Origin of the sequence: Nonomuraea salmonea (assembly GCF_042428605.1) — a bacterium.
GTDB lineage: Bacteria > Actinomycetota > Actinomycetes > Streptosporangiales > Streptosporangiaceae > Nonomuraea > Nonomuraea salmonea.
This window is the reverse complement of record NZ_JBHMCF010000002.1, coordinates 98,831-124,495: the sequence shown is the minus strand read 5'-3', so window position 1 is coordinate 124,495 and position 25,665 is coordinate 98,831. Positions and strand designations below refer to the sequence as shown.

The window sequence follows — 25,665 nt, the reverse complement described above, 5'->3', positions numbered from 1 at the left end:
CCCCTAACGGTTGGCTAATAGATAGCGGTTACCCAAGGGGAGTGTCAAAGCGGCGCACGCACCGCCGCCGCCGTCGTACGCGCGGTGAGATCACATCGGCTGGCCGGTGAGGCGGGTGGCGTCCTGGCTGGGGGGCAGGCCGTACTGGCGACGGTATTCGCGGCTGAACTGGGAGGCGCTGTCGTAGCCGACGCTGTGGGCGACGGCGGTGACGTCGCGGGGATGGGCGGCGAGCAGCAGGCGGGCCTGCTGGAGGCGGAGCTGCTTCTGGAACTGGATGGGGCTGAGCGCGGTCACGGTCTGGAAGTGCCGGTAGAACGCCGACGGGCTCATGCCGGCCGTACGAGCCAGGTCCTCGACGCGGAACGGCTCCGCGTAGTGCTCCTTGATCCACCGCACCGCCCTGGCGACGTGGCTGAGACTGCTGTCGGCCAGGCCGAGCTGGCGTACGGTGCCGCCCTGGTCGCCGGTGAGCACCCGCCACAGGATCTCGCGCTTGACCATGGGCGCCAGCACGGCCTGGTCGCCCGGCCGGTCGAGCAGGCGGACCAGGCGGGTCAGGGCGTCGAGGAGGTCGTCCGTCATGGACGCGACGGCGATGCCGGGCAGCGCGGGCTCCCGCCCCTGCGGCGGGTCGGCGTGGAGCAGCAGGTCGGCGATGGCGGACGGGTCGAGGACGAGCGCCAGCCCCACGGCGGGGTGGCCGGGGCCGATGTCCACGAAGTGGCCGGTGCAAGGGAGATCGATGGAGGCCACCAGGTAGCTGCCCGGCCGGTATTCGAGCACCCGGTCGCCCACCACGAGCCGCTTCGCCCCCTGGGCGAGCACCGCGAGCACCGTGCCCGACATGGAGGGCGAGGGCGGGCCGGGCTGCTCGATCCTGGCGATGTGCAGGCCGTCGACGGCGGTGGTCTCGTCGGGGCGGACGTGCCGGTCGAGCAGGGAGAGCAGCTCGTCGAGTCCCATCACTCCACCCTACGCCGAGCCGCCTCGCGCGCCCGTCCCGCCTGTATGTCCATATCTCCCGAAGGGTCCAGCCTTTTTTACAGAAGGGTTGACCTTGTGGAAAGTCGGCTGTTACAACGTTGGAACAGCGCGTTGACAATCGTCTTTTCGGGCGGTCCGTTACCCACCTGCGGGCGGTATCGGCCCCGGCGACCCCGACCCCCACGGCGCCGCCCCCAGACCGGGCGCCAGGCCGCCATCCGCGAGGAGAAGGACTCACGCATGACCTTGGCACTGATCCACGCCCACGGCGACCGCATCACCGTGGTGCACGAGGCGAGCGGCACGGAGCTGTTCGCCTACGTCTACCGCCCGGAGGCGGCATGGGAGGCGCCCAAGCCCTACCTGCATCCGATCAGGACGCTGTCCGGCGGCCTGGTCACCGACTACCGCCCCAACGACCACCGCTGGCACAAGGGCCTCCAGCTGACCGCCTCCCACCTGTCGGGCCAGAACCTGTGGGGCGGCAACACGTACGTGCACGGCGAGGGCTACCTGCCGCTGCCCGAGCGGGTCGGCTCGATGGCGCACGTCGCTTTCGACGACGTCCACGCCCGGGTTGACAGCGCTGTCATAGCGGAGCGCCTCACCTGGCATCCGCACGGCGGCGAGCTGTGGGCCGAGGAGGAGCGCCGCATCGAGGTGCGCGACGTGGATCCGGAGTCCGGAAGCTGGTCGCTGACCTGGACCTCGGCGGCGACCAACCGGCGTGACGAGCCGCTGCGCTTCGGCAGCCCCACCACGCACGGCCGGCCCGCCGCCGGCTACACCGGGCTGTTCTGGCGCGGGCCACGGGCGTTCCGCGGCGGCCGGGTCTTCACCGCCGAGGCGGACGGCGGCGACCTGATGGGCGTCCAGGCCCCGTGGCTGGCCTACGTCGCCGAGCACGACGGCCGCGACGGCCACGCCACGCTCGTCTTCGAGCACGCTCCCTCCAACGACCACTTGGGGGAGAAGGGCACGCACCCGGCCCACTGGTTCGTCCGCAGCGACCCGTTCGCCGCCGTCGCCCCCTCGTGGGCGTTCCACGACGAGCTGGTCCTCGACCCGGGCGAGACGCTCAGCCGCGCCTACCGCGTCGTCATCGCCGACGGCGCCTGGGACCGCGACAAGGTCGCCGCCCACCTCGCGGGGCACGCCTGGTGAGCGCGACGCCCGGCCGGCCGCTCGTCAGCCGCCGCACCTTCCTGGCCGCGGCCGCAGCGGGTCTCACCGGCTGCTCCTCGACGAGTACGACGGCGAAGCAGCAGGGCGTCACCCTCACCTTCACCTGGTGGGGCAACGACGACCGCGCCGCGCGTACCAGGGAGGCGGTCAAGCTCTTCGAGCAGGCGAACCCCGGCCTCACGGTCCGCACCTCCAACGCCGAGTTCGGCGCGTACGTCCAGAAGCTCGCCACACAGGCGGCCGGCGGCGGCATCCCGGACGTGGCCCAGCTCGACTACCGGCAGATCTCCCAGTACGCGGGCGGCGGCGCCCTCCTGCCGCTGGACCCGTTCATCAAGGACGGCACGATCAGGACGTCGGAGTTCGACCAAGGCTTCCTGCGCACCGGCACCTTCGCTGGCACCCAGTACGCCCTGCCGCAGGGCCGCGGCATCACCGGCTACGCCTACGACTCCGCCCTGTACGCCGAAGCAGGCGTCCCGGCACCCCGGCCGAGCTGGACGTGGGACGACTTCGAGGAGACCAACAAGGCGATCGCCGCACTCGGCCTGAAGGCGCCCGACGGCCGCCCGGTCAGGGGCGCCAACGACGGCGGCGGCAACGAGGACATCTTCGAGGTGTGGCTGCGCAGCAGAGGCGGGCAGCTCTACGCCGAGCAGAAGCGCATCGCCTTCACCGAGGACGACCTCACCGAGTTCTGGACCTACTTCGACCGGATGCGCAGGGAGGGCGCGATCGCCGCGGCCGAGGACACCGCGCAGGCCGGCAGCACCGAGACCAGCCCGATGATCAGGCGGCTGACGGCCGCCGACTTCACCTGGGACGCGCCGTTCCCCGGCTACGTGACGATGCTCGGCGGCTCCATCCGCTTCGCGCCGGTGCCGACGACCGGCGGGCACGCGGGCTCGTACTTCAAGCCCAGCATGCTTCTCGGCATCGGCGCGCACACCGAGCATCCCGAGGAGGCGGCCCGCCTGATCGACTTCCTGCTCAACGACCGGCGAGCGGGCGCCGCCCAGGGCTTCACCCGCTCCACCCCGCCCAACCGGCTGATCGCCGCGGATGTCGCCACCACGCTCGAGGGCCCCGAGCTGGAGACCTACCGGTACGCGCAGACCATGGAGAAGTACGGCATGGACGCGCCACCGACCGCCCCGCCGAGCGGCGACGTCGCCGTCCAGACCGCCTTCGGCCGCATCTACCAGCGCGTCATGTTCGAGATGTCCACGCCCAGGCAGGCGGCGCGCGAGTTCATCGACGAGGCGAACAGGGAGCTGCGGTCATGACCACCCTGACGACCCGCGCGCCCGCGCGCACCACGCCGTCGCAGAGCCCCCGCCGGGTGCGCGACAAGCAGTGGCCCGCCTACGTGTTCATGTCGCCGTGGATGATCGGCGCCGGCCTGCTGACGCTGCTGCCGATGGCGGTGTCGCTCTACCTGTCGTTCACCGACTACGACCTGTTCGACCCGCCGGAGTGGGTGGGCCTGCGCAACTACGCCGAGATGCTCTTCGAGGACCCGCGCTACTGGCGCTCGGTCGGCACGACCCTGCTGTACGTCGTCGTGGCCGTGCCGCTGAAGCTGGCACTCGCGCTCGGCGCGGCGCTGCTGCTGAAGAACCTCACCAGGGGCAGGGGCTTCTACCGCTCGGCCTTCTACGCGCCGTCGCTGCTCGGGGCGAGCATGTCGATCGCGCTGGTGTGGCGGGCGCTGTTCAACGACGGCGGCTCGGTGACCGACGTGCTCAAGTGGTTCGGCATCGACACCGGCGGCTGGGTCGGGAACCCGCATCTCGCGGTCTTCGCGGTGGTGCTGCTCGCGGTGTGGCAGTTCGGGGCGCCCATGGTGATCTTCCTCGCCGGGCTGCAGCAGATCTCACCCGAGCTGTACGAGGCCGCCGCCCTCGACGGCGCCGGCGCCTGGCGGCAGTTCGTCTCCGTCACCGTGCCGATGCTGTCGCCCGTCGTCTTCTTCAACCTGGTGCTGGAGATCATCCAGTCGTTCCAGGTCTTCACCCCGGCCTTCGCGATCAGCGGCGGCAAGGGCGGCCCGGCGGACTCCACCATGTTCTACACCCTCTACCTGTACGAACGCGGCTTCACCGCCTCCCACATGGGCTACGCGGCGGCGATGGCCTGGCTGCTGCTGATCGCCATCGGCGTGGTCACCCTGATCCTGTTCAGGACCTCGCGGTCCTGGGTCTTCTACGCCGACGAGGAGGGACGATGACCACCTCGCCCCTGAGCACCGGGCCCCTGAGCACCGGGCCCCTGAGCACCGGGCCCCTGACCACCGCGCCGGGCGCGGCCGTCCGGCGCGGGCTGCCGCACGTGATCGCCGCCGTCAGCCTGCTCATCCTGCTCTATCCGCTGGTCTGGCTGCTCGCCACCTCGGTGAAGCCGGCCGACGAGGTGGTGACCAGCCTCGACCTGCTGCCCAGCCACCTGGAGTGGTCGAACTACCTGACCGCCCTGGAGGGCGTGTCGGGCGTGCCGGTCAGCCGGTTGTTCGTCAACACGCTGCTGATCGCCGGCGGCTGCGTGATCGGGAACCTGCTGTCGTGCTCGCTGGCCGCCTACGCGTTCGCCCGGCTGCGGTTCAGGATGCGCAAGGTGATGTTCGGCTTCATGGTGGCGACGCTGATGCTGCCGCACCACGTCGTGCTGATCCCGCAGTACATCATCTTCAACCGGCTCGGGCTGGTGGACACGTACTGGCCGCTGATCCTGCCGAAGTTCCTCGCCACCGAGGCGTTCTTCGTCTTCCTCATCGTGCAGTTCATGCGCGGGCTGCCGCGCGAGCTGGAGGAGTCGGCGAGGATCGACGGGTGCGGGCCGTTCCGTACGTACTGGGCGATCACGCTGCCGCTGAGCCGGCCCGCGCTGATCACGACGGCCATCTTCACCTTCATCTGGTCGTGGAACGACTTCCTCACCCAGATGATCTACCTGTTCGCGCCGGAGAACTTCACGCTCACCATCGCGCTGCGCAGCTTCGTCGACCAGTCCAGCACCTCGGCGTACGGACCCATGTTCGCCATGTCGGTGATCTCGGTGCTGCCGATCGTGCTGTTCTTCTTCGTGTTCCAGCGCTACCTGGTGCAGGGCATGGCCACCTCCGGGCTGAAGGGCTGAGGGCGGGATGGCCCGCGTTCCGTCCGACAGGGCGCCCGGCGAGCCGTTCGGGCCGGGCTTCGCGCTCTTCGCCGACATGCTGCTGGCCGGGCTGCTGACCACCGTCGCGGCGCTGCCGGTGGTGACCGTGCCGGCCGCGTTCGCCGCCGCGTCCGCCGCGCTCAGGGAGTCCGCGACCGGCGGCGCGCACGTCACCGCCGCCGGGTACGCGCGGCGGCTGCGCGCCCGGCTCAGCTCCGGGACGCTCGCCGCCGGGCTGGCCCTGCCGCTGCTCGCCGGGGTGCTGCTGGTCGACCTGGCGCTCGTCCGTGCCGGGCTGCCGGGCGCCGGCGTCATGGCGACCGCGCTGGCCCTGCTCGCGCTGGGGGCGCTGACCGTCGGGCTGCGGGCGGTCGCCTCGCCGTACGGGCCGTCGGTCCGTACGGCGCTGCACCGCTCGGCCGGCGACCCGCGCGGCACGCTCCTGCTGGCCTGCGCGGTGCTGCTGGCGGTCCTGCTCGCCTGGGCGATCCCGCTGCTGGTGCCGCTGCTGCCGGGCCCGCTGGCGTTCGCCGCCGCCGTCGTGGACCTGCGTTCGGCGGGTGAGCGCGCCTGAGACCTGCGCCCCTGGTCAGGGGAGGGCGGCGAGTTTCTCGCGTACGGCGTCCGCCTGGGGCTGGCCCGACTCGGCGAGCAGGTCGAGTGCCCGGCGCCACGCGGCGCGGGCCTGTTCCCGTCCGCCGGCCGTGGCGTGCACGTCGCCCAGGTTGACGAGCGTCTGGGCGAGGAAGGAGCGGCTGTCCAGCTCCTCGAACACCGCGGCCGCCCGCCGGTAGTACGCCACCGCGTCGGAGTGCCGGCCCGCCCGGTGGTAGGCGTGGCCGATGGTGTCCCAGGTCAGCGCCTGGTTGTTGGGGTCGTCGAGCTGCTCGTACAGGGCGGCGGCCCGGCGGCAGTAACGCAGCGCCTGCTCGTACTCGCCGGTTTCCACGAGCACGTTGCCCGTCGTGTTGAGCGCCATCGCCTGCCCGATGAGGTCGTCGGCGGCCACGTACAGGCGCAGCGCCCGGGTGCCGTGGTGCAGCGCCTCGGCGTACTGGCCCTGCCGGTAGAGCAGCGCACACAGGTTGACGTGGGTGTGGGCCTGGCCGACGCGGTCGCCGAGCCGGTCGTACAGGTCGAGCGCGAGCCTGATGTGCGGCTGCGCCTCCACGTGCCGGCCCAGGTTCGAGCAGGCCATGGCGATGCCGCGGTGCGCGATGGCCTGCGCGCGTACGTCGCCGAGCCGCTCGGCGGCGGCCAGCCCGGCGCGCTGGGTGGCGCGCCACTCGTCCCAGTGGCCCTGCCGGTAGAGGAAGTCGGTGACGACCCAGACGAGCTGCCAGGCGTGCACGTCGAACGCCTCGGCGGCGGCCCGCGAGATCAGGCCGAGCAGCACGCGGTGCTCGCTCGCGTACCAGGCGAACGCCTGCTCGTAGCCGTCGAACGCGGTGACCGTCACGCCCGCCTGGCGGGGGGCGAGGGTGATGGGCTCGCGGTGCGGGTTGAGCAGGCGGGCGGCGGCGTGGCCGGTGTGCAGGTGGTGGTCGAGCAGGCGGTGCAGCGCGGCCCGCCGCTCGGCGGCGTGCGGGCGGACGAGCTCGGCGGCGTAGCTGCGCAGCAGGTCGTGCAGGCTGTAGCGGCCGGGCAGGTGCTCGGTGAGCAGGTGCGCGCTGCGCAGCTCCCCGACCAATGCGCGTAACCGTTCCCGGGTGACGCCCGCCAAGCTGGCCATCGCGGCGAGGGTGAGGTCGGGCCCGGGATGCACCGCCAGCAGCCGGAACAGGCGGGCCGTCTCGGCGCTCAGCGTCCGGTACGACCAGGAGAAGACGGCACGGGCGTCGGCCGCCGGGTCACCGGCGTCGAGCGTGTCGAGGCGGCGGCGCCGGTCGCCGAGCTGGGCGGCGACCGAGGCCAGGGTGAGCGCGTGGGTGGCGGCGTGCGCGGCCGTGATCGCCAGCGCCAGCGGCAGCCCGGCGCAGCGGGCGATGATCGCCCCGGCCGCCTCGGGCTCGGCGGCGACGCGGGCCGCGCCCAGCCGGCCGGCCAGCAGTTCCCTGGCCTCGTCGTCGCGCAGCAGGTCGAGGGTCAGCGCGGCGGCCGCCTCCGTCGCGACCAGGCCGGTCAGCGTGTTGCGGCTGGTCACCAGCACCGCGCAGGACGGGGCCGCGGGCAGCAGCGGCTTGACCTGCTCGGCCTCCAGTGCGTTGTCCAGCACGATGAGGACCCGCCTGTCCGACAGCGTCGTGCGGTAGAGGGCGGAACGCGCGGCGAGGTCGTCGGGGATCTGCCGCGGCGGTACGCCCAGCGCCTCAAGGAACATGCCTAGGGCGTCGCGCGGGTCCACGGCGTCGCCCGACGGGCAGAAGCCCTTGAGGTTCACGTAGAGCTGGCCGTCGGGGAACCGGCCGCGCGCCCGGTGCGCCCAGTGCAGCGCCAGGCACGTCTTGCCGACCCCTGCCATGCCGGAGACGACGCAGATCCGGGTGGCCGCGCCGTCCGCCTGCGGCCTCAGCAGCTGGTCCAGCTCCGCCAGCGCCTCCGTCCTGGCCGCGAACCTGGACACCCCGACGGGCAGTTGCCGTGGCACGCGCCGCCCGCCTTCGGGCTCCGCGCCGGAAGCCTCTTCGGCGGGCGGGGGAGGAGGGCCCGCCTGGGCGGCGGCGGCGAAGGCGGCCTGTTCGAGCGGGTCGAGCTGGAGCGCCTCGGCCAGCAGCCGGAGCGACCTGCTGCGGGGCCGCTCCACCGCGTCGCCCTCCAGCCGGCGGATCGTCCGTACGTTGACCCCGGTCTTGCTCGCCAGCTCCTCCTGGGTCAGCAGCGCCCTGTTGCGCCAGGCCCGGACGAGCGCTCCCAGGCTCTGACCCTCCTGAACGATCCCAGCAGACATGGTGACCCCTCGATCCATGCGCATTGCCCATAGCCCCGTGCCCCGCCGGGGTGGAGTCTACGAGACCATCCGTAACACCTAGGGGTGTCATGTCTGTTTATTTCGGAGGTGTGTCCGAAATGGCGGGATAAATGTTCTGAGCTGGGCATTGATCGTTTGATCGTGCGAAAAGCAGAGAATGTCGGCACGGTGGATCATCGCCCGGAGCCGCACGTGCGGCAGGCGGACCCCCCGTCGGCGAGAATGGCGTCACCGGCCCTTCATCTTCGCCGATGAAAGCGGCCGGCCACCAGGACGAAAACCGGTCATTCGCCGGACAGCGCATCGGGGTACGCCGCAAAGGCGGACCCCGGCGACCACGGCGTGCCCTATATGATCCGTCTTCTGCGGAGGCGGGAGTATGAACATGAATCGGGCACCGGGCATGGTGGACGTGGCACGCGAGGCAGGCGTGTCCCACGTCACCGTCTCCCGCGTGCTCAACGACCACCCCTCCGTACGCCCCGAGACCCGGGCCAGGGTCGAGGCCGCCATCGAGAAGCTCGGCTACCGGCGCAACAGCGTCGCCCGCGCGCTCAAGAGCCGCCGCTCCTCCACGATCGGCGTGGTGCTGGCCGGCGCCGAGCTGTACGAGCTGCCCAGGATGCTGCGCGGCGTGCAGAGCGCGGCCCAGCGCGCCGGCTACTGGGTGAACCTGGCGAGCTGGCAGGGCGGCAGCACCCGCGACTTCGCCGAGACGCTGCGGCGGCTCACCGACCAGGCGGTCGAGGCGGTCGCGGTGATCGGCGACCGGCCCATGGTGGTGGACGCGCTGGCCGAGATCGCCACCGACGTGCCGGTGACGGTCATCGTGTCCGGCACGGTGCCCAACCCCGACCTCGGTTTCGTCGAGCTGGACCAGGAGCTGGGGGCGCGGCTGGCCGTACGCCACCTGCTGAGGCTGGGACATCGCCGCATCGCCTACCTCACGGGCGCGCTGCGCACCTACGACGCGCGGGCCCGGGTGGACGGCTGGCGGGCCGCGCTGGCGGAGGTGCCGGAGGCCCAGGGCGAGCTGTTCGAGGGCGACTTCACCGGCAACAGCGGCTACCGGCTGGCCACCTACCTCGTGACCCGGCACGAGGCCGAGCCGCCGACCGCGATCTTCACCGGCAACGACCAGATGGCCATGGGGGTGCTGGCGGCCTTCGCCGAGCTGGGCGTGCGGGTGCCGCAGGACGTCTCGCTCGTCGGCTTCGACGACATACCGGGAGCCGCGTACCTGGTGCCCGCGCTGACCACCGTCCGTCAGGACTTCCTCGGGCTCGGCGAGCGCTGCGTCGAGCAGTTGCTGGGACGGATCAAGGGCGACGCGCCCGCGACCGAGCGCATCCCGCCCGAGCTGGTGGTCCGCCGCAGCACCGCCCCGCCCAGGGATCAGGCCGGCTCGTAGTCGAACCAGCCGAACCTCACCCGCCCGCCGCCGGAGGCATAAAGGCCCAGGTAGACGCCGACGAACCCGCCGGCGCGCTCGGTGCTGAGGAGGGCGCGCCCGACCGTGCCGAGCGCGGTGGAGCCGACGCGGAAGGTGTAGCCGGTCTCGTCGCCCTCCACCTCCAGCACGACCTCCCCGTGCACCGGCGCGGCGGCCACGCGGGTGGGGACGCCCGACTCGCGTACGGTCAGCACCGCCTCGCCGTCGATGAGCGCGAGCGTCGCGTGCTGGTCCTGGTTCTGGAAGACCGCCAGCCCCGCCTCGGCGCCCGTGAAGGTGAGGCTGGTGCGGGCGCGGAACCGTACGTGCTGCTGCCGCCGCCCGACGAACGCCGGCACGCCCAGGGTCGAGAGCGGCTCAGGACCGGCCTCGATCTCCAGCCCGTCGCCCGTCAGGTGATCCACCGGGCCGCGCAGGCTGTTCCACTCCGGCCCGAGCACCGGCCCGTCGAAGTGCTCCCGCCCGGCCGGGGGCTCGTCCTCGGGGAGGGCGGCGGCGATCGAGGGGAGGCGTTCGTCCAGGCGGACCCCGCCTGACTCAGGGGCGAAGACCGGCCCGGCGGGCGTCCAGGTGACGGGCACCAGGAAGGTCTCGCGGCCCAGCGTGTGGGTGCCGTCGATGGGGCGGACGCCCAGCGTCACCGCCCACGTCTCGCCGTCGGGCGTGTCCACCAGGTCGGCGTGCCCCACGTTGTGCACCGGCTCGCCGGGGCCCCGGTGCCGGTGGGTGAGCAGGGGGCTGCGCGGGTCGGTGACGTACGGGCCGGTGACGGTTTCCGCGCGGGCGGCGGTGACGCTGTGGTTGCGCTCGGTGCCGCCCTCGGCCGCGATCAGGTGGTACGTCCCGTCCCGCTTGTACAGGTGCGGCGCCTCCACCCACGCCCCTCGTACGGCGCCGTGCCACAGCACGTGGGCCGGCCCCACGAGCTTCAGCCGCTCGAGATCCAGCTCCCGCATCCACAACTCGCCCGGCCCGACGTCACCGGCGGCGTCCCGGCAGGCGGTGAACCAGCAGCGGCCGTCGTCGTCAAAGAACAGCGAGGGGTCGATGCCCTCGGCCTCCAGCGGCACCGGGTCCGACCACGGCCCGGCCGGGTCGTCGGCGGTGGCGACGAAGGTGATCCGGCCGCGCCGCCGCACGGCGAGCGTGGACACGACGTAGAAGCGGCCCTCGTGGTGGCGGATGGTCGGCGCCCACAGCCCGTCGGAGACGTCGAGCCCCTCCAGCGGCAGCAGGCCCGGCCGGTCCACCACGTGGCCGAGCTGCCGCCATCGCACCAGGTCACGGCTGTGGAAGACGGGCAATCCAGGGAAGTACGCGAACGACGAGGTGACCAGGTAGAAGTCGGCCCCGACCCGGCAGATCGACGGGTCCGGATGGCAGCCGGGCAGGACGGGGTTGCGAAAGGTGGGCACGGGGGCGGGCTCCGGTGGCGTGTTACAAAAAAGGGCTTGACAGAATGACAACGTTAACATCAGGTTAGAAACCCCACGCAAGACCCGGCCCCCCGCCGGAGAGCACCTGTCCGAGGAGACCGCCATGACCCCACACTCCCTGCCCTCGCGCCGCAGGCGCAGGACGCTTCTGGGCGCCGCCGCACTGGTCGCGGCCCTGACGGCGTCGCTGGCCGCATGCGGTTCGAACGAGCCGGAATCCTCGGGCACGGCGGCGAGCGCGGACGGCCCGATCACGCTGCAGTTCTGGACCTGGAGCCTCAAGGGCAGCGACCCCGGCGCGCAGGCGATCGTGGACAAGTACCACGAGCTCAACCCCAACGTCACGGTCAAGCTCTCGGAGGTGGGCGGCACGTCCGACACCGCCGCCAAGCTGCTGGCCGCCGACCAGGCGGGCGACACCCCCGACGTGGTGCAGATCGAGTACCGCGGAGTGCCCGCGCTGGTCGTGGCGGGCGCCGTCAAGGACATCACCGCCGACGTGGCGTCCGTCAAGGCGAACGTCGACCCGAACATCTGGGCCCAGACCACCTTCAACAACCAGGTGTACGGCGTCCCCCAGGACATCGGCCCGATGGTGCTCACCTACCGCAAGGACCTGTTCGACAAGTTCGGCGTGAAGGTCCCCACCACGTGGGCCGAGTACGCCGACGCCGCCGAGAAGATCCACAAGAAGGACCCCGAGGCCTACATCGCCAGCTTCGCGGCCAGCCAGCTCGAGTTCTTCGCCGCGCAGGCCGCCCAGGCCGGCGCGCAGTGGTGGAGCACCGACGGCAACAGCTGGAAGGTCGGCATCGCGAGCGAGCCGTCGCTGAAGACCGCCGACTTCTGGCAGGACCTCGTCGAGCGCGACCTGGTCAAGGTGGAGCCGCTGCTCACGCCGGAGTGGAACGCCCAGGTCAACAAGGGCAAGATCCTCAGCTGGGCGGCCGCGGCCTGGGCGCCGAGCGTGCTCTACACGGTCGCGCCCGACACCGCGGGCAAGTGGGAGTCGGCGCCGCTGCCGCAGTGGACGAAGGGCGACCCGGCCGTGCCGTTCCTCGGCGGGTCGGCGTTCCTGGTGCCGGAGAAGTCGAAGCACGCCGCCGAGGCGGCGAAGTTCGCGGCCTGGCTGGGCGCCTCGGACGAGGGCTCGAAGCTGCTGCTCGGCCTCGACCTCTTCCCCGGCGGCAACGCCGGCCGGCAGGCCACGCTCGGGCACGAGCCGCCTAAGCTGATGCCGCAGCAGAAGGACTTCTACCAGGTCACCGACCAGGTGATCAAGAACACCACGATCCCGGTCACCTGGGGGCCGAACGTCAACGTGGCTCAGAGCGCCTTCGGCGACGCGCTCAACAAGGCCGCGCTGGCCAAGTCCTCCTTCCGGGAGGTGTACCAGGCCACGCAGCAGGCGGTGGTCGCCGATCTGCAGAAGTCCGGTTACACCGTCACCCAGTAAGACGCGCGGGGCCCGCCCAGGGCCCCCGCTCGATCCCACTCTGGACGTCTCATGCCCGCCTCCTCCGCCGGCCGCCGCACCCGCCTGCGCGCCGTCGCCACCCCATGGCTGTTCGCCTCGCCGGCGATCGTGCTGTTCACGCTGTTCATGGTCATCCCGATCGGTTACGCGATCTACCTGAGCTTCCGCGGCTTCCGCGTCGAAGGCGGCGGGGCGTTCGGGCGGCGCGTGCAGACCTTCGTCGGGCTGGACAACTACACCGCCGCGCTCAGCGACCCCGAGTACGCCGCCGGGCTCGGCCGCGTGCTGCTGTACGGGGTGATCTCCATCCCGAGCGTGCTCGGCCTGGCCCTGCTGTTCGCGCTGCTGCTCGACACCCCGAGGGTGCGGGCGCGCGGCTTCGCGCGTACGGCGATCTTCCTGCCGTACGCGGTGCCCGGCGTGATCGCCAGCCTGCTGTGGGGCTTCCTCTACCTGCCCAGCACGAGCCCGGTCACCTACATCGCCCGCGAGCTGAACGCGGGGCCGCTGGACTTCTTCGGCTTCCCCGCCCTCTACTTCTCGCTGGCCAACATCGCGCTCTGGTCGGGCGTCGGCTTCAACATGATCATCATCTTCACGTCGCTGCGCGCCATCCCCACCTCGGTCTACGAGGCGGCCCGCATCGACGGGGCCAGCGAACTGCAGATCGCCTGGCGGATCAAGATCCCGCTGGTGGCGCCCGCGCTCGTGCTCACCGGCCTGTTCTCGGTGATCGGCACCCTCCAGCTCTACAGCGAGCCGGCCACGCTACGGCCGATGACGACCACGATCAGCTGGACGTGGGTGCCGCTGATGAAGATCTACCAAGAGGCGTTCGCGAACGACAACCTGGGCGGGGCCGCCGCCGCGTCCGTGGTGCTGGCCGTCGGCATCCTCGCCATCTCGCTGCTGTTGCTGCGCTTCTTCCAGCGCCGGACCTTCGGAGACAACGCATGACCGCCGTCACGAGCACCGGCGACCGCCAGTTCGGCCGGCGGCGCGGGGTGCAGCGGCGCAGGCCGCGGCTGGCGCTGGTCGTGCTGCTGCTCGGCGCGCTCTACTGCCTGACCCCCGTCGCCTGGGTGGTGCTGGCCTCGTCGAAGACCTCGCGTGAGCTGTTCACCACGTTCTCGTTCGCGCCGGGCACCGGGCTGATCGACAACCTGATCGACCTCAGCACGTACGGGGGCGGCCAGTTCTGGAAGTGGGGCCTCAACTCGCTCATCTACGCGGGGCTCGGCGCGGTGCTGTCGACCCTGGTGGCGGCGATGGCCGGTTACGCCCTGGCGAAGTTCCGCTTCCGCGGCCGGCAGGTGCTGTTCTCGGCGATCCTGGCCGGCGTGCTGGTGCCCGGCGTGGTGCTGGCGGTGCCGCAGTATCTGCTGCTGGCCGCCGTCGGCCTGGCGGGGACGCACTGGTCGGTGCTGCTGCCGGTGATCATCAACCCGTTCGGCATCTTCCTGTGCCGGGTGTTCGCGGTGGCATCGGTGCCGGAGAGCACGCTGGAGGCGGCCCGCCTGGACGGCGCCGGCGAGCTGCGGATCTTCGTCACGATCGTGCTGCCGATGATGATCCAGGGCCTGGTGACGGTGTTCCTGCTGCAGTTCGTCGGCATCTGGAACAACTTCCTGCTGCCCTTCATCATGCTCTCCGACCAGGACAAATACCCGATCACGCTGGGCCTGTACACGTTCCTCGGCAAGGGCGCGGGCGACGGCGACCTCTACTCGCTGGTCATCACCGGCTCCGCCGTCGCGGTCATCCCGCTGATCATCCTCCTGCTGGTCCTGCAGCGCTTCTGGCGCGCGGACCTGCTCGCCGGCGGCCTGAAAGGTTGATGGGCATGAAGTTCACCGACGGGCTCTGGCAGCTGCGTCCCGGCGTCACCGCGCTGTACGCGGCCGAGGCCTACGACATCGACACCGGCGCCGACGCGATCACCGTGACCGCGCCCACCACCGTCATCACCCGGCGCGGCGACACCCTCAACCGCCCGGTGCTGACCCTGCGGCTGTCGTCACCGCTGGAGAACGTGATCCGCGTCCGCATCGACCACCACAGGGGCGGCGGCGAGCAGCGCGGCTTCGACCTGCCGGGCGACGGCCCGGCCAAGGCCGACGGCACGACGCTCACCAGCGGCGCGCTCAGCGCCACCGTTACGCCCGGCGCCCCCTGGAACCTGGCCTTCCACGCCGACGACCGGCCGCTCACCACGAGCGGGCACAAGTCGATCGGCTACTTCCAGCTCGCCGCCGACGCCCAGACCGACCCGGGGCCGGTCGGCAAGCCCAGGACGGGGCCGTCCGCCCACCTCGCCCAGCAGCTCTCGCTCGGCGTCGGCGAGGTGGTCTACGGGCTCGGCGAGCGCTTCGGGCCGCTGGCGAAGAACGGGCAGACGGTCGACATCTGGAACGCCGACGGGGGCACATCCTCCGAGCAGGCGTACAAGAACGTGCCGTTCTACCTCACCAACCGCGGCTACGGCGTCTTCGTCAACCACCCGGGGCACGTGTCGTACGAGGTGGGGTCGGAGGTGGTGCAGCGGGTGCAGTTCTCCGTCGAGGACGAGAGCCTGGAGTACTTCGTCATCTACGGGCCCACCCCCAAGCAGATCATCGAACGCTACACCGCGCTCACCGGCCGCCCCGCCCGGCTGCCCGCCTGGTCGTACGGGCTGTGGCTGTCCACCTCGTTCACCACCGACTACGACGAGCGGACCGTCACCTCCTTCATCGACGGCATGGCCGAGCGTGACCTGCCGCTGTCGGTCTTCCACTTCGACTGCTTCTGGATGCGCGAGTTCAACTGGTGCGACTTCGCCTGGGACCCGCGCGTCTTCCCCGACCCCGAGGGCATGCTGGCCCGGCTGCACGCCAAGGGCCTGCGGGTCTGCGTGTGGATCAACCCGTACATCGGGCAGCGCTCGCCGCTGTTCGCCGAGGCCGCCGAGCGGGGCTACCTGCTGCGGCGGCCGGACGGCGGCGTCTGGCAGTGGGACATGTGGCAGGCCGGCATGGGGCTGGTCGACTTCAGCAACCCCGACGCGACGCGGTGGTTCCAGTCGAAGCTGCGCGGCCTGCTCGACCAGGGCGTGGACGCGTTCAAGACCGACTTCGGCGAGCGCATCCCGCTCGACGTCGTCTACCACGACGGCTCCGCGCCCGAGCGCATGCACAACCTCTACACCCAGCTCTACAACGAGGCCGTGTTCGAGGTGCTGGAGGAGCGGCGCGGGCGGGGCGAGGCGGTGCTGTTCGCCCGCTCGGCCACGGCCGGCGGGCAGCGGCTGCCCGTCCACTGGGGCGGCGACTCCGGTTCCTCGTACGAGTCCATGGCCGAGAGCCTGCGAGGCGGCCTGTCGCTGGCGTTCTCCGGCTTCTCGTTCTGGAGCCACGACATCGGCGGCTTCGAGGGCACGCCCGACCCCGGCGTGTTCAAGCGGTGGGTGGCCTTCGGGCTGATGTCATCCCACTCGCGGCTGCACGGCTCGTCGTCCTACCGGGTGCCGTGGGCGTTCGACGAGGAGGCGGTCGAGGTCACCCGGCTGTTCACCAAGCTCAAGCTGCGCCTGATGCCGTACCTGTACCAGGCGGGCGTCGAGGCGCACGAGAGCGGCACGCCGGTGATGCGGCCGATGGCGATGGAGTTCCCCGGCGACCGCACCGTCGCCCACCTCGACGCCCAGTACATGCTCGGCCCCGACCTGCTCGTCGCGCCCGTCTTCACCCCTGACGGGACGGTGGAGTTCTACCTGCCCGACGGCACGTGGACGAACTACCTGACGGGGGAGCGGGTCGAGGGCGGGCGCTGGCGTACCGAGCGGCACGGCTTCACCTCGATGCCGATCTACGTCCGCGAGGGCGCGGTGCTGCCCGTCGGCGCCAGGGACGACCGACCCGACTACGCCTACCTCGACGGGCTCACCCTGCGCGTCTACCCCGGGCCCGACGGCGAGACCACGCTCACCGTCACCGACCCCGCGACCGGCACGCCGGCCCGCTTCACGGTCACCCGGTCGGGCGGCGAGGTGTCGGTCACCTCCACGGCCCCCTCAGGCTGGCGTCACGAGCCCGCCTGAGCGATCGGGCAGTGCGTGCCCCGGTAGATCGTGGGCATGCAGCGGTTGCAGTGGATGCAGGTGGAGGTGACGCCCGGGTCCTGCCTGATGCGGTCGATGAGGCCGGGCTCCTTGAGCAGGGACCGGCCCATGGCCACGAAGTCGAAGCCCTCGGCCATGGCCCGGTTCATGGTCTCCAGGCCGGTGACGCCGCCCAGCAGGACCAGCGGCAGGTGCAGGGCGCGGCGGAAGGCGCGGGCCTGGTCCAGGAGATAGAGGTCCTCGTACGGATATGTCCGCAGGAATCGCCCGCCCATGGCGCGGACGCCCCACCGCTGCGGCGGCCGGAACGCCGCGGCGAACTCCTTGACCGGCGCGTCGCCGCGGAACAGGTACATGGGGTTGAGCAGCGAGCTGCCCGCCGTCAGCTCCAGCGCGTCCAGGCTGCCGTCCGCCTCCAGCCAGGCGGCGACCTGCAGGCTCTCCTCGGGGCGCAGCCCGCCGCGGACGCCGTCGTCCATGTTGAGCTTGGCCAGGATCGCCAGCCGGCCGCCCACCGCCTCGCGGACGGCGCGGCAGATCTCGCGGGCCAGGCGGGCTCGCTTTGACAGCTCGCCCCCGTACGCGTCGTCGCGGCGGTTGAGTCTCGGGCTGAGGAAGGCGCTGGCCAGGTAGTTGTGCCCGAGGTGGATCTCCACGGCGTCGAACCCCGACTCGGCGGCGACGCGAGCGGCATCGCCGTGGGCCCGCACGATGCGTTCGAGGTCCTCCCGGGTGGCGGCCCTGGTCATGCTCATGCCGAGCAGGTTCGGCCGCCTGCTGGGCGCCAGCGCGGGAAGCCTGGTGGAGGCCGGGTTGGCCACCGGGCCCGCGTGCCCGAGCTGGGCGGAGACGGCGGCGCCCGCGCCGTGCACGGCGTCGGCCAGCCGCCGCAGCCCGGGGATCGCCTCGGGCCGCATCCAGAGCTGCCGCCGCTCGGTCCTGCCCTCGGGGCTCACCGCGCAGTACGCCACCGTGGTCATCGCCACGCCGCCCTCGGCGAACGCGCGATGGAAGTCGATGAGCGCGTCCGACACGAGCGCCTGCGGCGTGCGGCCCTCGAACGTCGCCGCCTTGATGATCCTGTTGCGTAATCGCAGCGGCCCGAGCCTGGCGGGCGCGAACACCTCGTTCATGCCGCCCACTCTCGCCAAGCAAGCGCTTGGACGCAAGCGTACCGCCTCCCACCTGGGCGTTCGCTGCTCGACGCGCGGGGTAGCCGTAGCCGCATGACCACTCCTGATGAGAACGCGGCGAAAACCGACACTGAGCCGCTGCTGGACGCGGCCCAGGAAGACGAGCGGAACGCCCGCGAGCCCGCGGACGAGCCCAGGCACGCCGGCCAGGTGGCGATGGAGGAGGCCCTGCGCCAGTCCGGCCAGACGGCCGAGGACCTCACCTCCGGCACGGAGGACGGCGAGCCGGCGGAGTGAGGCGGCCCCGCGCTCCTGGCGGCCCGCGCTTCGCCTGGCGGGGCGCGGGCCGCGTTACTGCGGAGACCTTGGGGGCAGCGGGCGACATGAGGGAGTTGAGATGAGTCATCACGTACCAGAGCACGATCCTCGTTCGCGGTTCGAGGACGAAGGCATACCGGATCTCCAGGACGGCACGCCGCAGCAGCAGTGGGCGGTCGATCCGCAGGAGGCGCCCCTGCCCGCCGACGAGCCGGTGGCCGTGGAGGAGTTCGGCACCACCGACGACGAGCAGATCCAGGGCGAGTCGCTGTCCGGGCGGCTGGATCGGGAGGTGCCCGAGGACAAGCCCCAGTTCGGGGTGGAGGAGGGCGCGACCGCCGGGCACCGGGACGGTGACGACTTCGACGCGCCCGCCGTGGACCGGGTGACCGAGGAGGGCGGCCTCGGCGTCGGCTCCGACCTCGACACCCGCCGCGAGCGGGACAGCGGCATCGACCCCGTGCCGGGCGCGCAGCCGGAGGAGCCGTCCGGGCAGGTGTGGGACGAGCCGCGGCCCGCCGGTCGCCTCGTCGCCTCCGACGAGGGCGCACACGGGGACGACGAGCCCGACGAGATCGCCACCGAGGTCGGCCCCGACGGCGGCGGCTTCACCGCCGAGGAGGCCGCCATGCACATCGAGCCGGAGTGAGGGGAGGACCATGGCGAGCAAGGACGACGACGACAAGCGCCGGGAGCAGGACAAAGGCACGACGTTCGACCCCGACCTGCACAACATGGGCGGCGACGTGGGGCCCGCCGGCATCCCCGGCTCCGACGACTCCGGGTACGCCGAGCCCATGGGATACGTCACGGGCCGCGACGACGAATGGTCGGTGACGGCGGGGTCGGGCGAGAAGTCGGTCGCGGCCCGTACGGACGAGATCGAGGACCACGTCGCCACCTACGGCCCGAGCCCGCACCCGATGCCGGAGGACCGGCGCGAGCAGCGGGGCGAACCGGGCGACCCGGGTTTCCGCGTGCAGGGGCCGGTGGACGAGTCGGAACACGGCCTCATCGTGGACGACGAGGGCGAACCCCCGTCGGAGCCGGAGGGCGCGCTGCGCGGCGGCGAACACATCAGCGCCGACGTCGACTGGGTGGCCTCGGACGAGGAGGACGACCCGGACGGCGGCTCCGGCCGCACGGGCGCCGACGACGGCGGCTACCTCCCCGGTGAAGGCACCGGCCGCCCCTACTGACGCACCGCGACGGCGCGGGCCATGGCGCGGCCCCGGCCGGTGGTGTGCGCGTTCAGCGGTGGGGGTGCAGATGGGCGGAGAGCCAGTCCGTGACCCTGGTGACGTAGCTGACGCGGTTGGCGATGCGGCGGATCTCGTGGCCCTCGTCGTCGAAGACCAGCGACTCGCAGGGCAGGCCGAGTGCGGCGGCCGCGGCGATCACCTGCTCGGCCTCGTACAGCGGGACGTTGGTGTCCTGGGCCCCGTGCACCACCAGCAGGGGAGCGGTGAGGCGGTCGAGGGCGCGCAGGGGTGACAGGGCGCGCAGCAGGTGGCGGTCGGTGTCCGGGTGGCCGTACTCGCCGACCGCCGCCGCGGCGATCCACGGTTCGGTACGGGCGTAGAAGGTCTCGAAGTCGGCGATGCCGCTCACGGTCACGCCGGCCCGGAACAGGCCAGGATGGGTGACGAGCGTGGCCAGCGTCAGGTAGCCGCCGTACGACCAGCCCATGCAGGCCAGCCTCGACGGGTCACCGGCGCCGATGCGGGCCAGCTCGGCCGCGCAGTCGGCGACGTCGTCGATGGCGCGGAAGCGCAGCTCGCGGTCGTCGGCCTGGCGGAAGGCCCGCCCGTACCCGCCTGAACCGCGCACGTTCGGGGCGAACACCCCGATCCCGGCGGCCAGCAGGCTCTGGTAGAGCGGGTTGAAGGCGGGCCGCTCCTGGTCCTCGGGCCCGCCGTGCAGGAACAGTACGTACGGCGCGGGCCCCTGCGCGTGCGGCGGCCGATAGAGCCAGGCGGCGAGCTCCAGCCCGTCGCGCGCCGGGAAGCGCACCAGCTCGGCGCCGGCCGCCGTGGGCAGCCGCCCCGCGCCGGCGGCGTAGCGGTAACGGCCCTGGTCGAGGTCGCAGAGCACGACGTGCGACGGCTCCTGCGGGCACTCGGCGGCGAGCGCGGCCAGGGCGCCGTCCCAGCCGATGCGGGCGGAGGTGACCACGTCGGCCGGCGGGGGCGGGAGGTGCCGGAGCCGGCCGCGTTCGAGGTCCATGACGTCCAGCTCGGAACGGCCGTGCGCGTTCCACACGAGCAGCGCGCGGCGCCCGTCGGCGCTCAGTGCGAACCGGTCCAGCTCGGCGTCCCGCCGCTCGGCCAGCACCACGGCCTCGGCCCCCTGGTGCACGGCGAGCAGCGCGGCCCGGTCGCGGCCGGCGTCCGACACCAGGTACGCGGTCCTGCCGTCGGGGGAGAGCGCCCCGTCGTCGGTGGAGCCGGGCAGACCGGGCAGCAGGAGCCGCTCGCCGCTCGGTTCGTGCCCGCCGAGCGCCTCGGAGCGCAGGTCCACCACGTACATCCGGCGGCGGCCCCGCGGCCCGCGCCGCAGCAGCATCCTGGCGTGGTCGCGGCTGATCGCCACGGGCCGCAGCAGCGGACCCGCCGCGATGATCTGCCGCCCGCCGGTGACGGCGTCCACGAGCACGGCCCTCGACACGCCGTCCGCCGACGTCTCGGTGACGAGGACCGTCTCTCCGCGCGCGGTCCAGCGCACCAGCGACGCCGACCCGCCGTCGGGCGCGGCGAGCAGCCGCAGGTCGCCGCCGTGCGGCTGAACGGTCCACACCTGCGTGTGCTCGCCGCCGCCCGGCGCGACGAGCACGGCGAGATGTGCCCCGGTCGGCGCCCAGCTGACGTCCACCACCGGCTGCGGCCCCGTGTCCACGACCCACTCCTCGCCCGTCCCGAGCAGCGGCCTGATCCACACGCGCGGCGATCCGTCGTGGTCGCTGACGAAGGCGACCGCACTGTTGTCGGGCGCCAGAGCGGGCGCCAGGCAGCTCCACGCGGTCAGCCCGGACACCCCTGGCACGTACGACGGCCCGCCGAGCAGGAACCCGTCCGGATGCGGATGCTCCTGCCAAGCCAGGTGGTCCAGGCGGGGGAGCGCGAACGGGTACACCGGCCCGGCCCCGCCCACGGGCGGGCGGGGTTCGCCGGCGGGGCGGGTCATCACAGCCCGTGCGTCTGCAGCCACAGCTCCAGCAGGCCGAGCTGCCACAACGTGTTCACGCCCGTCGGCGTCCTGTCCCGTTCCGGGTCGGCGAGCAGCCGGTCCACGTAGTCGCGGCGGAACAGCTCACGCTCGCGCGCCGCCCGGCTGGTCAGCACGTCACGCACGAGGTCGAGCAGCGCCCCGTCCACGTGCCGGATCGCCGGTACGGGAAAGTACCCCTTCGGCCGGTCGATGACCTCGGCGGGCAGCAGCCGCCGGGCGGCGTCCTTGAGCACGCCCTTGCCGCCGTGGGCCAGCTTCAGCTCGGCGGGGCAGGCCGCGGCCAGCTCCACCAGCTCGTGGTCGAGGAACGGGGTGCGCGCCTCCAATCCGTGCGCCATCGTCATGTTGTCCACCCGTTTGACCGGGTCGTCCACCAGCATGGCGGTGGTCTCCAGGCGCAGCACGGCGTCCAGTGCGGTGTCCGCCCCGGGCCGGGCCAGATGCTCGCGCACGAAGTCGCCGCTGGCGTCGTGGCCGAGCAGGCGTTCCTTGGGCAGGATCGCGGCCAGCCCGTCGTGCGGCCGGTCGAAGAACGCGCGCGCGTAGACGTCCGCGGCCTGCTCGCGGGGCACGTCGGCCAGCGGCGGGAACCAGCGGTAACCGGCGAACACCTCGTCGGCCCCCTGCCCCGACTGCACCACTTTGACGTGCTCGGCGACCTCCTGCGCCAGCAGGTAGAAGGCGACGCAGTCGTGGCTGACCATCGGCTCGCTCATCGCCCGCACCGCGCCGTGCAGCCCGTCGAGCAGCCGCTCGTCCGGGATGCGGATGCGGTGGTGGTCGGTGCCGAAGCGGCGGGCGACCAGGTCGGAGTACGCGAACTCGTCGCCCCGCTCGCCGCCCGCCGCCTCGAAGCCGATGCTGAACGTGACCGGCGGCTCGTGCTCCTCCTCGGCCAGCAGCGCCACGATGAGGCTGGAGTCCAGGCCGCCGGAGAGCAGCACGCCGACGGGCACGTCCGCGACCGTCCTCCTGCGTACGGCGGCGCGCAGCGCGTCCATGACGGCGTCCCGCCACTCGCGGCCGTTCAGCCCGGCCGCCTCCGGGAGCGCGCCGCGGGTGTGGGGCGGGTCCCAGTAGCGGTGGTCGGTGCGGGCGCCGTCCGCCTCGATCACCCGTACGGTCGCCGCCGGCAGCTTGCGCACCCCCGCGAGGATCGTGCGCTCGCCGGGCACCAGCGCGTGGAAGGTCATGTAGTGGTGCAGCGCCACCGGGTCGATGGCGGTGTCCACGCCGCCCGCCGCCAGCAGGGCGGGCAGCGACGAGGCGAAGCGCAGCCGGCGGCCGTCCTCGGCGAGGTACATCGGCTTGATGCCGAGCCGGTCGCGGCCCAGGATCAGCCGGCCGGTGGCGCGTTCGTACACGGCGAAGGCGAACATGCCCTTGAACCGTTCGACGCAGCGCGGACCCCACCGGTGGAACGCCTTCATCAGCACCTCCGTGTCGGAGGTGGAGGAGAAGCGGTAACCGGCGCCGCGCAGCTCGTGCCGCAGCTCGGCGTAGTTGTACAGGCAGCCGTTGAACACCACCGCCAGCCCCAGCTCGACGTCCACCATCGGCTGGGCGCCCTTGTCCGACAGGTCGATGATCTTCAACCGCCGGTGGCCCAGCGCGACGGGGCCGCGCGACCACAGGCCGGAGCCGTCGGGGCCGCGCGCGTCCATCGTCTCCGTCATCCGCCCGACGGCTTTGATGTCGGCCTCTTCACCGTCGAAGCGCAGCTCTCCGCTCAATCCGCACATGGCACGCTCACGACGCCGACCGGTACGCGGGCGGATCGCCTGGACGATCCCACCCGTACGCCCTGGTCTCGGCCAGCAGCAGGTCCACCACGTCGGTCAGCCGCCCTCGCCTGGCGAACGCGCGCCGCTGCCGCTCCGCGGACGTCCCCCTGGCCAGCGCCTCCTTGAGCAGCACGGATACGAGCTCCGCGTCGCCCGCCTCCTCCAGTTGCGGCCGCAGGCCCTCGACCAGCCGCCTGATCACGACCGGCGCCGGGCGGGGCACGCCGCTCACCGGGTCGATCAGCTCGCCCTCCAGCCCCGAGCGGGCCGCCTGCCAGGAGGCCGCGCGTACGGCGGCGAGCTGCACGGTGCGCTCCACGCCCTGGCGGATCTCCTGCAGCTCCCTCGCGACCATCGCGCGGAACAGGCCGGCGATCAGCACGATGTCCTCGACGCGCGGGCAGGAGTCGCAGATGCGCAGCTCGACCGTGGGCACGTGCTGCGAGGGACGGATGTCGGAGTAGATCATCCCGGGGTCGGTGATGACGCCGGTGCGGATCAGCTCCTTGATCATCTCGTCGTACTCGGCGGCGGAGTCGTACTTGTCGATCGGGCCCGCCGTGGGCCAGCGCTGCCAGATCAGGCTGCGGTAGCTGGCGTACCCCGTGTCCTCGCCGTCCCAGTACGGCGAGCTGGCCGACAGCGCCAGCAGCGGCGGCACCCACGGCGTCAGCCGGTGCGCCACCGCGACGGCCAGATCGGGGTCGCGCACCTGGGCGTGCACATGCGTGCCGCAGATGAGCTGGTCCCTGGTGAGCTGCTGGTAGTCGCTCAGCATCTGCTCGTAGCGGGGCTCCTGCGACACCTTCTGCTCGCGTCTTTCGACCAGCGGCGCGCTGCCGGCCGCGACGATGCCCAGCTCCACCGCGTCGGCCTGCTCGACCAGCCCCCGGCGCAGCTCCCCGAGGTCGCGCGCCAGGTCGTCCAGCTTCATGAACGGCGCGCTGTTGGACTCCACCGTCGAACGTTGCAGCTCACGCGCGTAGCTCTCCGGAGGCAGCGAATCCAGCAGGAGGTCGGCTCGCGCGGCCAGGCGGCGGGTGGAGAGGTCGACGACGTGGAACTCCTCCTCCACCCCCACCCGAATCGCTTCCTCGTCTCCCTCCACGACCATCACCCCTTGTTCAGTGGAATCCTGTGGACCTCTCCACTCCCCACAGAAAGGGCAAATGCACCTAATTCCCCGAGGTCAAAGCTCACGGACTACCCGTCCGCGCCCGGGGCAGGGGAACCGGATGCGACCCCCGCCGTCACCCCGCGTGCGCCGTCCGGTGATGTACCACCGGTGGACGCGGATGACGTTCCTGCACTGGCGCTACCACCCGGACCAGGTGCAGGCACGGCTCCCCGCGGGGCTGGCGGCCGAGACGTTCGACGGGTCGGCGTGGGTGGGGCTGACGCCGTTCCTCATGCGCGACGTACGGCTCCCCGGCCTGCCCGCGCTGCCCTGGCTGTCCGCGTTCCCCGAGACGAACCTGCGGACGTACGTACGCGACGAGCGCGGCCGTACCGGCATCTGGTTCCTGTCCCTGGACGCCGGCCGCCTGGCCGCCGCGCTCGGTGGGCGTGGTGGCTACGGGTTGCCCTACGCCTGGTCGGACATGTCGGTCGAGACCCGCGACGGCCGCACCCGCTACCGGTGCCGCCGGCGGCTGCCCGGCCCGTACGGCGCCCGCTGCGACGTGGACGTGACGCTCGGCGTGCCGCTGCGGGAACGCGAGCGGGACGACCTGGCGCACTTCCTGACCGCCAGGTTCCGGCTGTTCAGCCTTGTGGCGGGCCGCCTGGTCACGGCCGAGGTGGAGCACCCGCCCTGGCCCCTGCACCATGCTCGGCTCGACGGCCTGGACCAGGACCTCGTACGCGCCGCCGGTCTGCCCGCTGCCGAGGGGCCGCCGCTGGTGCACGGCTCACCGGGCGTCCCGGTGCGGGTCGGCCTGTGGGGCCGGTGAGGGTCCGGTGGGCGCTGGTGGGTCGCCGGTCCTGCGGGCGACGACGCTGATCATGCCGTTGGGCTCCAGGTACGCGCATTCGACCTCGGAGATGTCCTGGAGGCCGTGCAGCCGCAGCTGGCTGAGCACCTCTTCCCTGGTCATGAACTCGCGGCGCATGACCCGGTGGTCCAGCCGCCCGTCGGCGATGAGCGGCCGGGGGCGGGCCTTCAGCAGCCGGGCCGCGAGCGGCCAGCGGTAGGCGATCGCGTCCACGGCGATGCTCCACAGCAGGATCGTCGCCACCAGCAGCAGCCCGTCGGCGATCGACTCCGAGCCGCCGCTCAGGCCGCCCGCCGCGGCCTGGGCGACGAGCACGACCAGCAGCACGTCCGTGAGCCCCAGCCCGCCCGACTCGCGCTGACCGGCGAGGCGCAGCATGACCAGCAGCGCGAGGAACGTCACGGTGCCGCGTACGAAGATCTCCAGCACCGGCGTGCTGAGCAGGAAGATCGCTCCCCAATCGGGCATGCGTGCCGCCTACCCGCTCGTTCGCGCGGGAAATCCCGC

General features: G+C 72.4%; 22 protein-coding genes. 14 read left to right on the top strand and 8 right to left on the bottom strand.

Annotation, left to right across the window (positions count from 1 at the left end):
- Positions 1-90: 90 nt before the first annotated feature.
- Positions 91-966 (bottom strand): AraC family transcriptional regulator, encoded by an 876-nt coding sequence (locus ACFFR3_RS00575; protein WP_364371004.1) that lies wholly within the window; start codon positions 964-966, stop codon positions 91-93.
- Positions 967-1,227: 261 nt separating this feature from the next.
- Between ACFFR3_RS00575 and ACFFR3_RS00570 the strand changes: the two genes are divergently transcribed.
- Genes ACFFR3_RS00570 through ACFFR3_RS00550 form a run of 5 tightly spaced genes read left to right on the top strand, consistent with a single transcriptional unit; the run spans position 1,228 to position 5,902 of the window.
- A complete protein-coding gene (locus tag ACFFR3_RS00570) occupies positions 1,228-2,151 on the top strand; it encodes a DUF6807 domain-containing protein (RefSeq protein WP_345388354.1) in 924 nt (307 codons plus the stop codon).
- Complete coding sequence (locus ACFFR3_RS00565) at positions 2,148-3,458, top strand: ABC transporter substrate-binding protein (RefSeq protein ID WP_345388352.1); 1,311 nt, start codon at positions 2,148-2,150, stop codon at positions 3,456-3,458. The genes ACFFR3_RS00570 and ACFFR3_RS00565 overlap by 4 nt, the downstream gene beginning before the upstream one ends.
- Positions 3,455-4,402, top strand: a complete 948-nt coding sequence (locus ACFFR3_RS00560) for a carbohydrate ABC transporter permease (protein WP_345388350.1) — start codon at positions 3,455-3,457, stop codon at positions 4,400-4,402. The genes ACFFR3_RS00565 and ACFFR3_RS00560 overlap by 4 nt, the downstream gene beginning before the upstream one ends.
- Positions 4,399-5,307 (top strand): carbohydrate ABC transporter permease, encoded by a 909-nt coding sequence (locus tag ACFFR3_RS00555; RefSeq protein ID WP_345388348.1) that lies wholly within the window; start codon positions 4,399-4,401, stop codon positions 5,305-5,307. Before ACFFR3_RS00560 ends, ACFFR3_RS00555 begins: the two co-directional genes overlap by 4 nt.
- Positions 5,308-5,314: 7 nt before the next feature.
- Positions 5,315-5,902, top strand: a complete 588-nt coding sequence (locus ACFFR3_RS00550) for a hypothetical protein (RefSeq protein ID WP_345388346.1) — start codon at positions 5,315-5,317, stop codon at positions 5,900-5,902.
- 15 nt (positions 5,903-5,917) lie between these two features.
- On the opposite strand, the gene ACFFR3_RS00545 is transcribed toward ACFFR3_RS00550, so the two are convergent.
- The gene (locus ACFFR3_RS00545) at positions 5,918-8,215 is read right to left on the bottom strand and encodes an ATP-binding protein (protein WP_345388344.1); all 2,298 of its coding nucleotides are present in this window, start codon (positions 8,213-8,215) and stop codon (positions 5,918-5,920) included.
- Positions 8,216-8,621: 406 nt separating this feature from the next.
- Here ACFFR3_RS00545 and ACFFR3_RS00540 point away from each other — a divergent pair, with 406 nt between their 5' ends.
- Positions 8,622-9,647 carry a LacI family DNA-binding transcriptional regulator gene (locus ACFFR3_RS00540; protein ID WP_364371021.1) on the top strand — a complete coding sequence of 342 codons (1,026 nt, stop codon included), beginning with the start codon at positions 8,622-8,624 and terminating at the stop codon, positions 9,645-9,647.
- Here ACFFR3_RS00540 and ACFFR3_RS00535 read toward each other — a convergent pair.
- A complete protein-coding gene (locus ACFFR3_RS00535) occupies positions 9,632-11,104 on the bottom strand; it encodes a glycoside hydrolase family 43 protein (RefSeq protein WP_345388338.1) in 1,473 nt (490 codons plus the stop codon). The genes ACFFR3_RS00540 and ACFFR3_RS00535 overlap by 16 nt on opposite strands.
- A 124-nt stretch (positions 11,105-11,228) precedes the next feature.
- Between ACFFR3_RS00535 and ACFFR3_RS00530 the strand changes: the two genes are divergently transcribed.
- The 4 genes from ACFFR3_RS00530 to yicI are packed head-to-tail and all read left to right on the top strand — an operon-like array spanning position 11,229 to position 16,680.
- Positions 11,229-12,581, top strand: coding sequence for an ABC transporter substrate-binding protein (locus ACFFR3_RS00530; RefSeq protein WP_364371026.1), 1,353 nt, complete (start codon positions 11,229-11,231; stop codon positions 12,579-12,581).
- 51 nt (positions 12,582-12,632) lie between these two features.
- Positions 12,633-13,559, top strand: a complete 927-nt coding sequence (locus ACFFR3_RS00525) for a carbohydrate ABC transporter permease (protein WP_345388328.1) — start codon at positions 12,633-12,635, stop codon at positions 13,557-13,559.
- Positions 13,556-14,440, top strand: coding sequence for a carbohydrate ABC transporter permease (locus ACFFR3_RS00520; RefSeq protein WP_345388326.1), 885 nt, complete (start codon positions 13,556-13,558; stop codon positions 14,438-14,440). The genes ACFFR3_RS00525 and ACFFR3_RS00520 overlap by 4 nt, the downstream gene beginning before the upstream one ends.
- Before the next feature lie 5 nt (positions 14,441-14,445).
- Complete coding sequence (gene yicI / locus ACFFR3_RS00515; protein WP_345388324.1) at positions 14,446-16,680, top strand: alpha-xylosidase; 2,235 nt, start codon at positions 14,446-14,448, stop codon at positions 16,678-16,680.
- On the opposite strand, the gene ACFFR3_RS00510 is transcribed toward yicI, so the two are convergent.
- Positions 16,665-17,834 (bottom strand): NADH:flavin oxidoreductase, encoded by a 1,170-nt coding sequence (locus tag ACFFR3_RS00510; RefSeq protein ID WP_379482416.1) that lies wholly within the window; start codon positions 17,832-17,834, stop codon positions 16,665-16,667. The genes yicI and ACFFR3_RS00510 overlap by 16 nt on opposite strands.
- 93 nt (positions 17,835-17,927) lie before the next feature.
- On the opposite strand from ACFFR3_RS00510, the gene ACFFR3_RS00505 reads away from it, so the two are divergent.
- The 3 genes from ACFFR3_RS00505 to ACFFR3_RS00495 all read left to right on the top strand — a co-directional run bounded on the left by ACFFR3_RS00505 (position 17,928) and on the right by ACFFR3_RS00495 (position 19,351).
- On the top strand, positions 17,928-18,131 hold the full coding sequence (locus ACFFR3_RS00505; RefSeq protein ID WP_364371037.1) for a hypothetical protein: 204 nt from the start codon (positions 17,928-17,930) through the stop codon (positions 18,129-18,131).
- Between the two features lie 100 nt (positions 18,132-18,231).
- Complete coding sequence (locus ACFFR3_RS00500; RefSeq protein WP_345388320.1) at positions 18,232-18,801, top strand: DUF5709 domain-containing protein; 570 nt, start codon at positions 18,232-18,234, stop codon at positions 18,799-18,801.
- A gap of 10 nt (positions 18,802-18,811) precedes the next feature.
- Positions 18,812-19,351, top strand: coding sequence for a hypothetical protein (locus ACFFR3_RS00495; protein ID WP_345388318.1), 540 nt, complete (start codon positions 18,812-18,814; stop codon positions 19,349-19,351).
- Positions 19,352-19,403: 52 nt separating this feature from the next.
- On the opposite strand, the gene ACFFR3_RS00490 is transcribed toward ACFFR3_RS00495, so the two are convergent.
- Genes ACFFR3_RS00490 through ACFFR3_RS00480 form a run of 3 tightly spaced genes read right to left on the bottom strand, consistent with a single transcriptional unit; the run spans position 19,404 to position 24,272 of the window.
- Entirely contained in the window at positions 19,404-21,335 is a 1,932-nt protein-coding gene (locus ACFFR3_RS00490) for a S9 family peptidase (protein ID WP_379482415.1), read from the bottom strand.
- Positions 21,335-23,122 (bottom strand): N-acetylglutaminylglutamine amidotransferase, encoded by a 1,788-nt coding sequence (locus tag ACFFR3_RS00485; RefSeq protein WP_345388315.1) that lies wholly within the window; start codon positions 23,120-23,122, stop codon positions 21,335-21,337. Before ACFFR3_RS00485 ends, ACFFR3_RS00490 begins: the two co-directional genes overlap by 1 nt.
- A 7-nt stretch (positions 23,123-23,129) precedes the next feature.
- Positions 23,130-24,272, bottom strand: coding sequence for a carboxylate-amine ligase (locus ACFFR3_RS00480; protein ID WP_379482414.1), 1,143 nt, complete (start codon positions 24,270-24,272; stop codon positions 23,130-23,132).
- 187 nt (positions 24,273-24,459) lie between these two features.
- Here ACFFR3_RS00480 and ACFFR3_RS00475 point away from each other — a divergent pair, with 187 nt between their 5' ends.
- Positions 24,460-25,116 carry a YqjF family protein gene (locus ACFFR3_RS00475; protein ID WP_379482413.1) on the top strand — a complete coding sequence of 219 codons (657 nt, stop codon included), beginning with the start codon at positions 24,460-24,462 and terminating at the stop codon, positions 25,114-25,116.
- Here ACFFR3_RS00475 and ACFFR3_RS00470 read toward each other — a convergent pair.
- Positions 25,075-25,626, bottom strand: a complete 552-nt coding sequence (locus ACFFR3_RS00470; protein WP_345388313.1) for a DUF421 domain-containing protein — start codon at positions 25,624-25,626, stop codon at positions 25,075-25,077. The genes ACFFR3_RS00475 and ACFFR3_RS00470 overlap by 42 nt on opposite strands.
- Between the last annotated feature and the right edge of the window lie 39 nt (positions 25,627-25,665).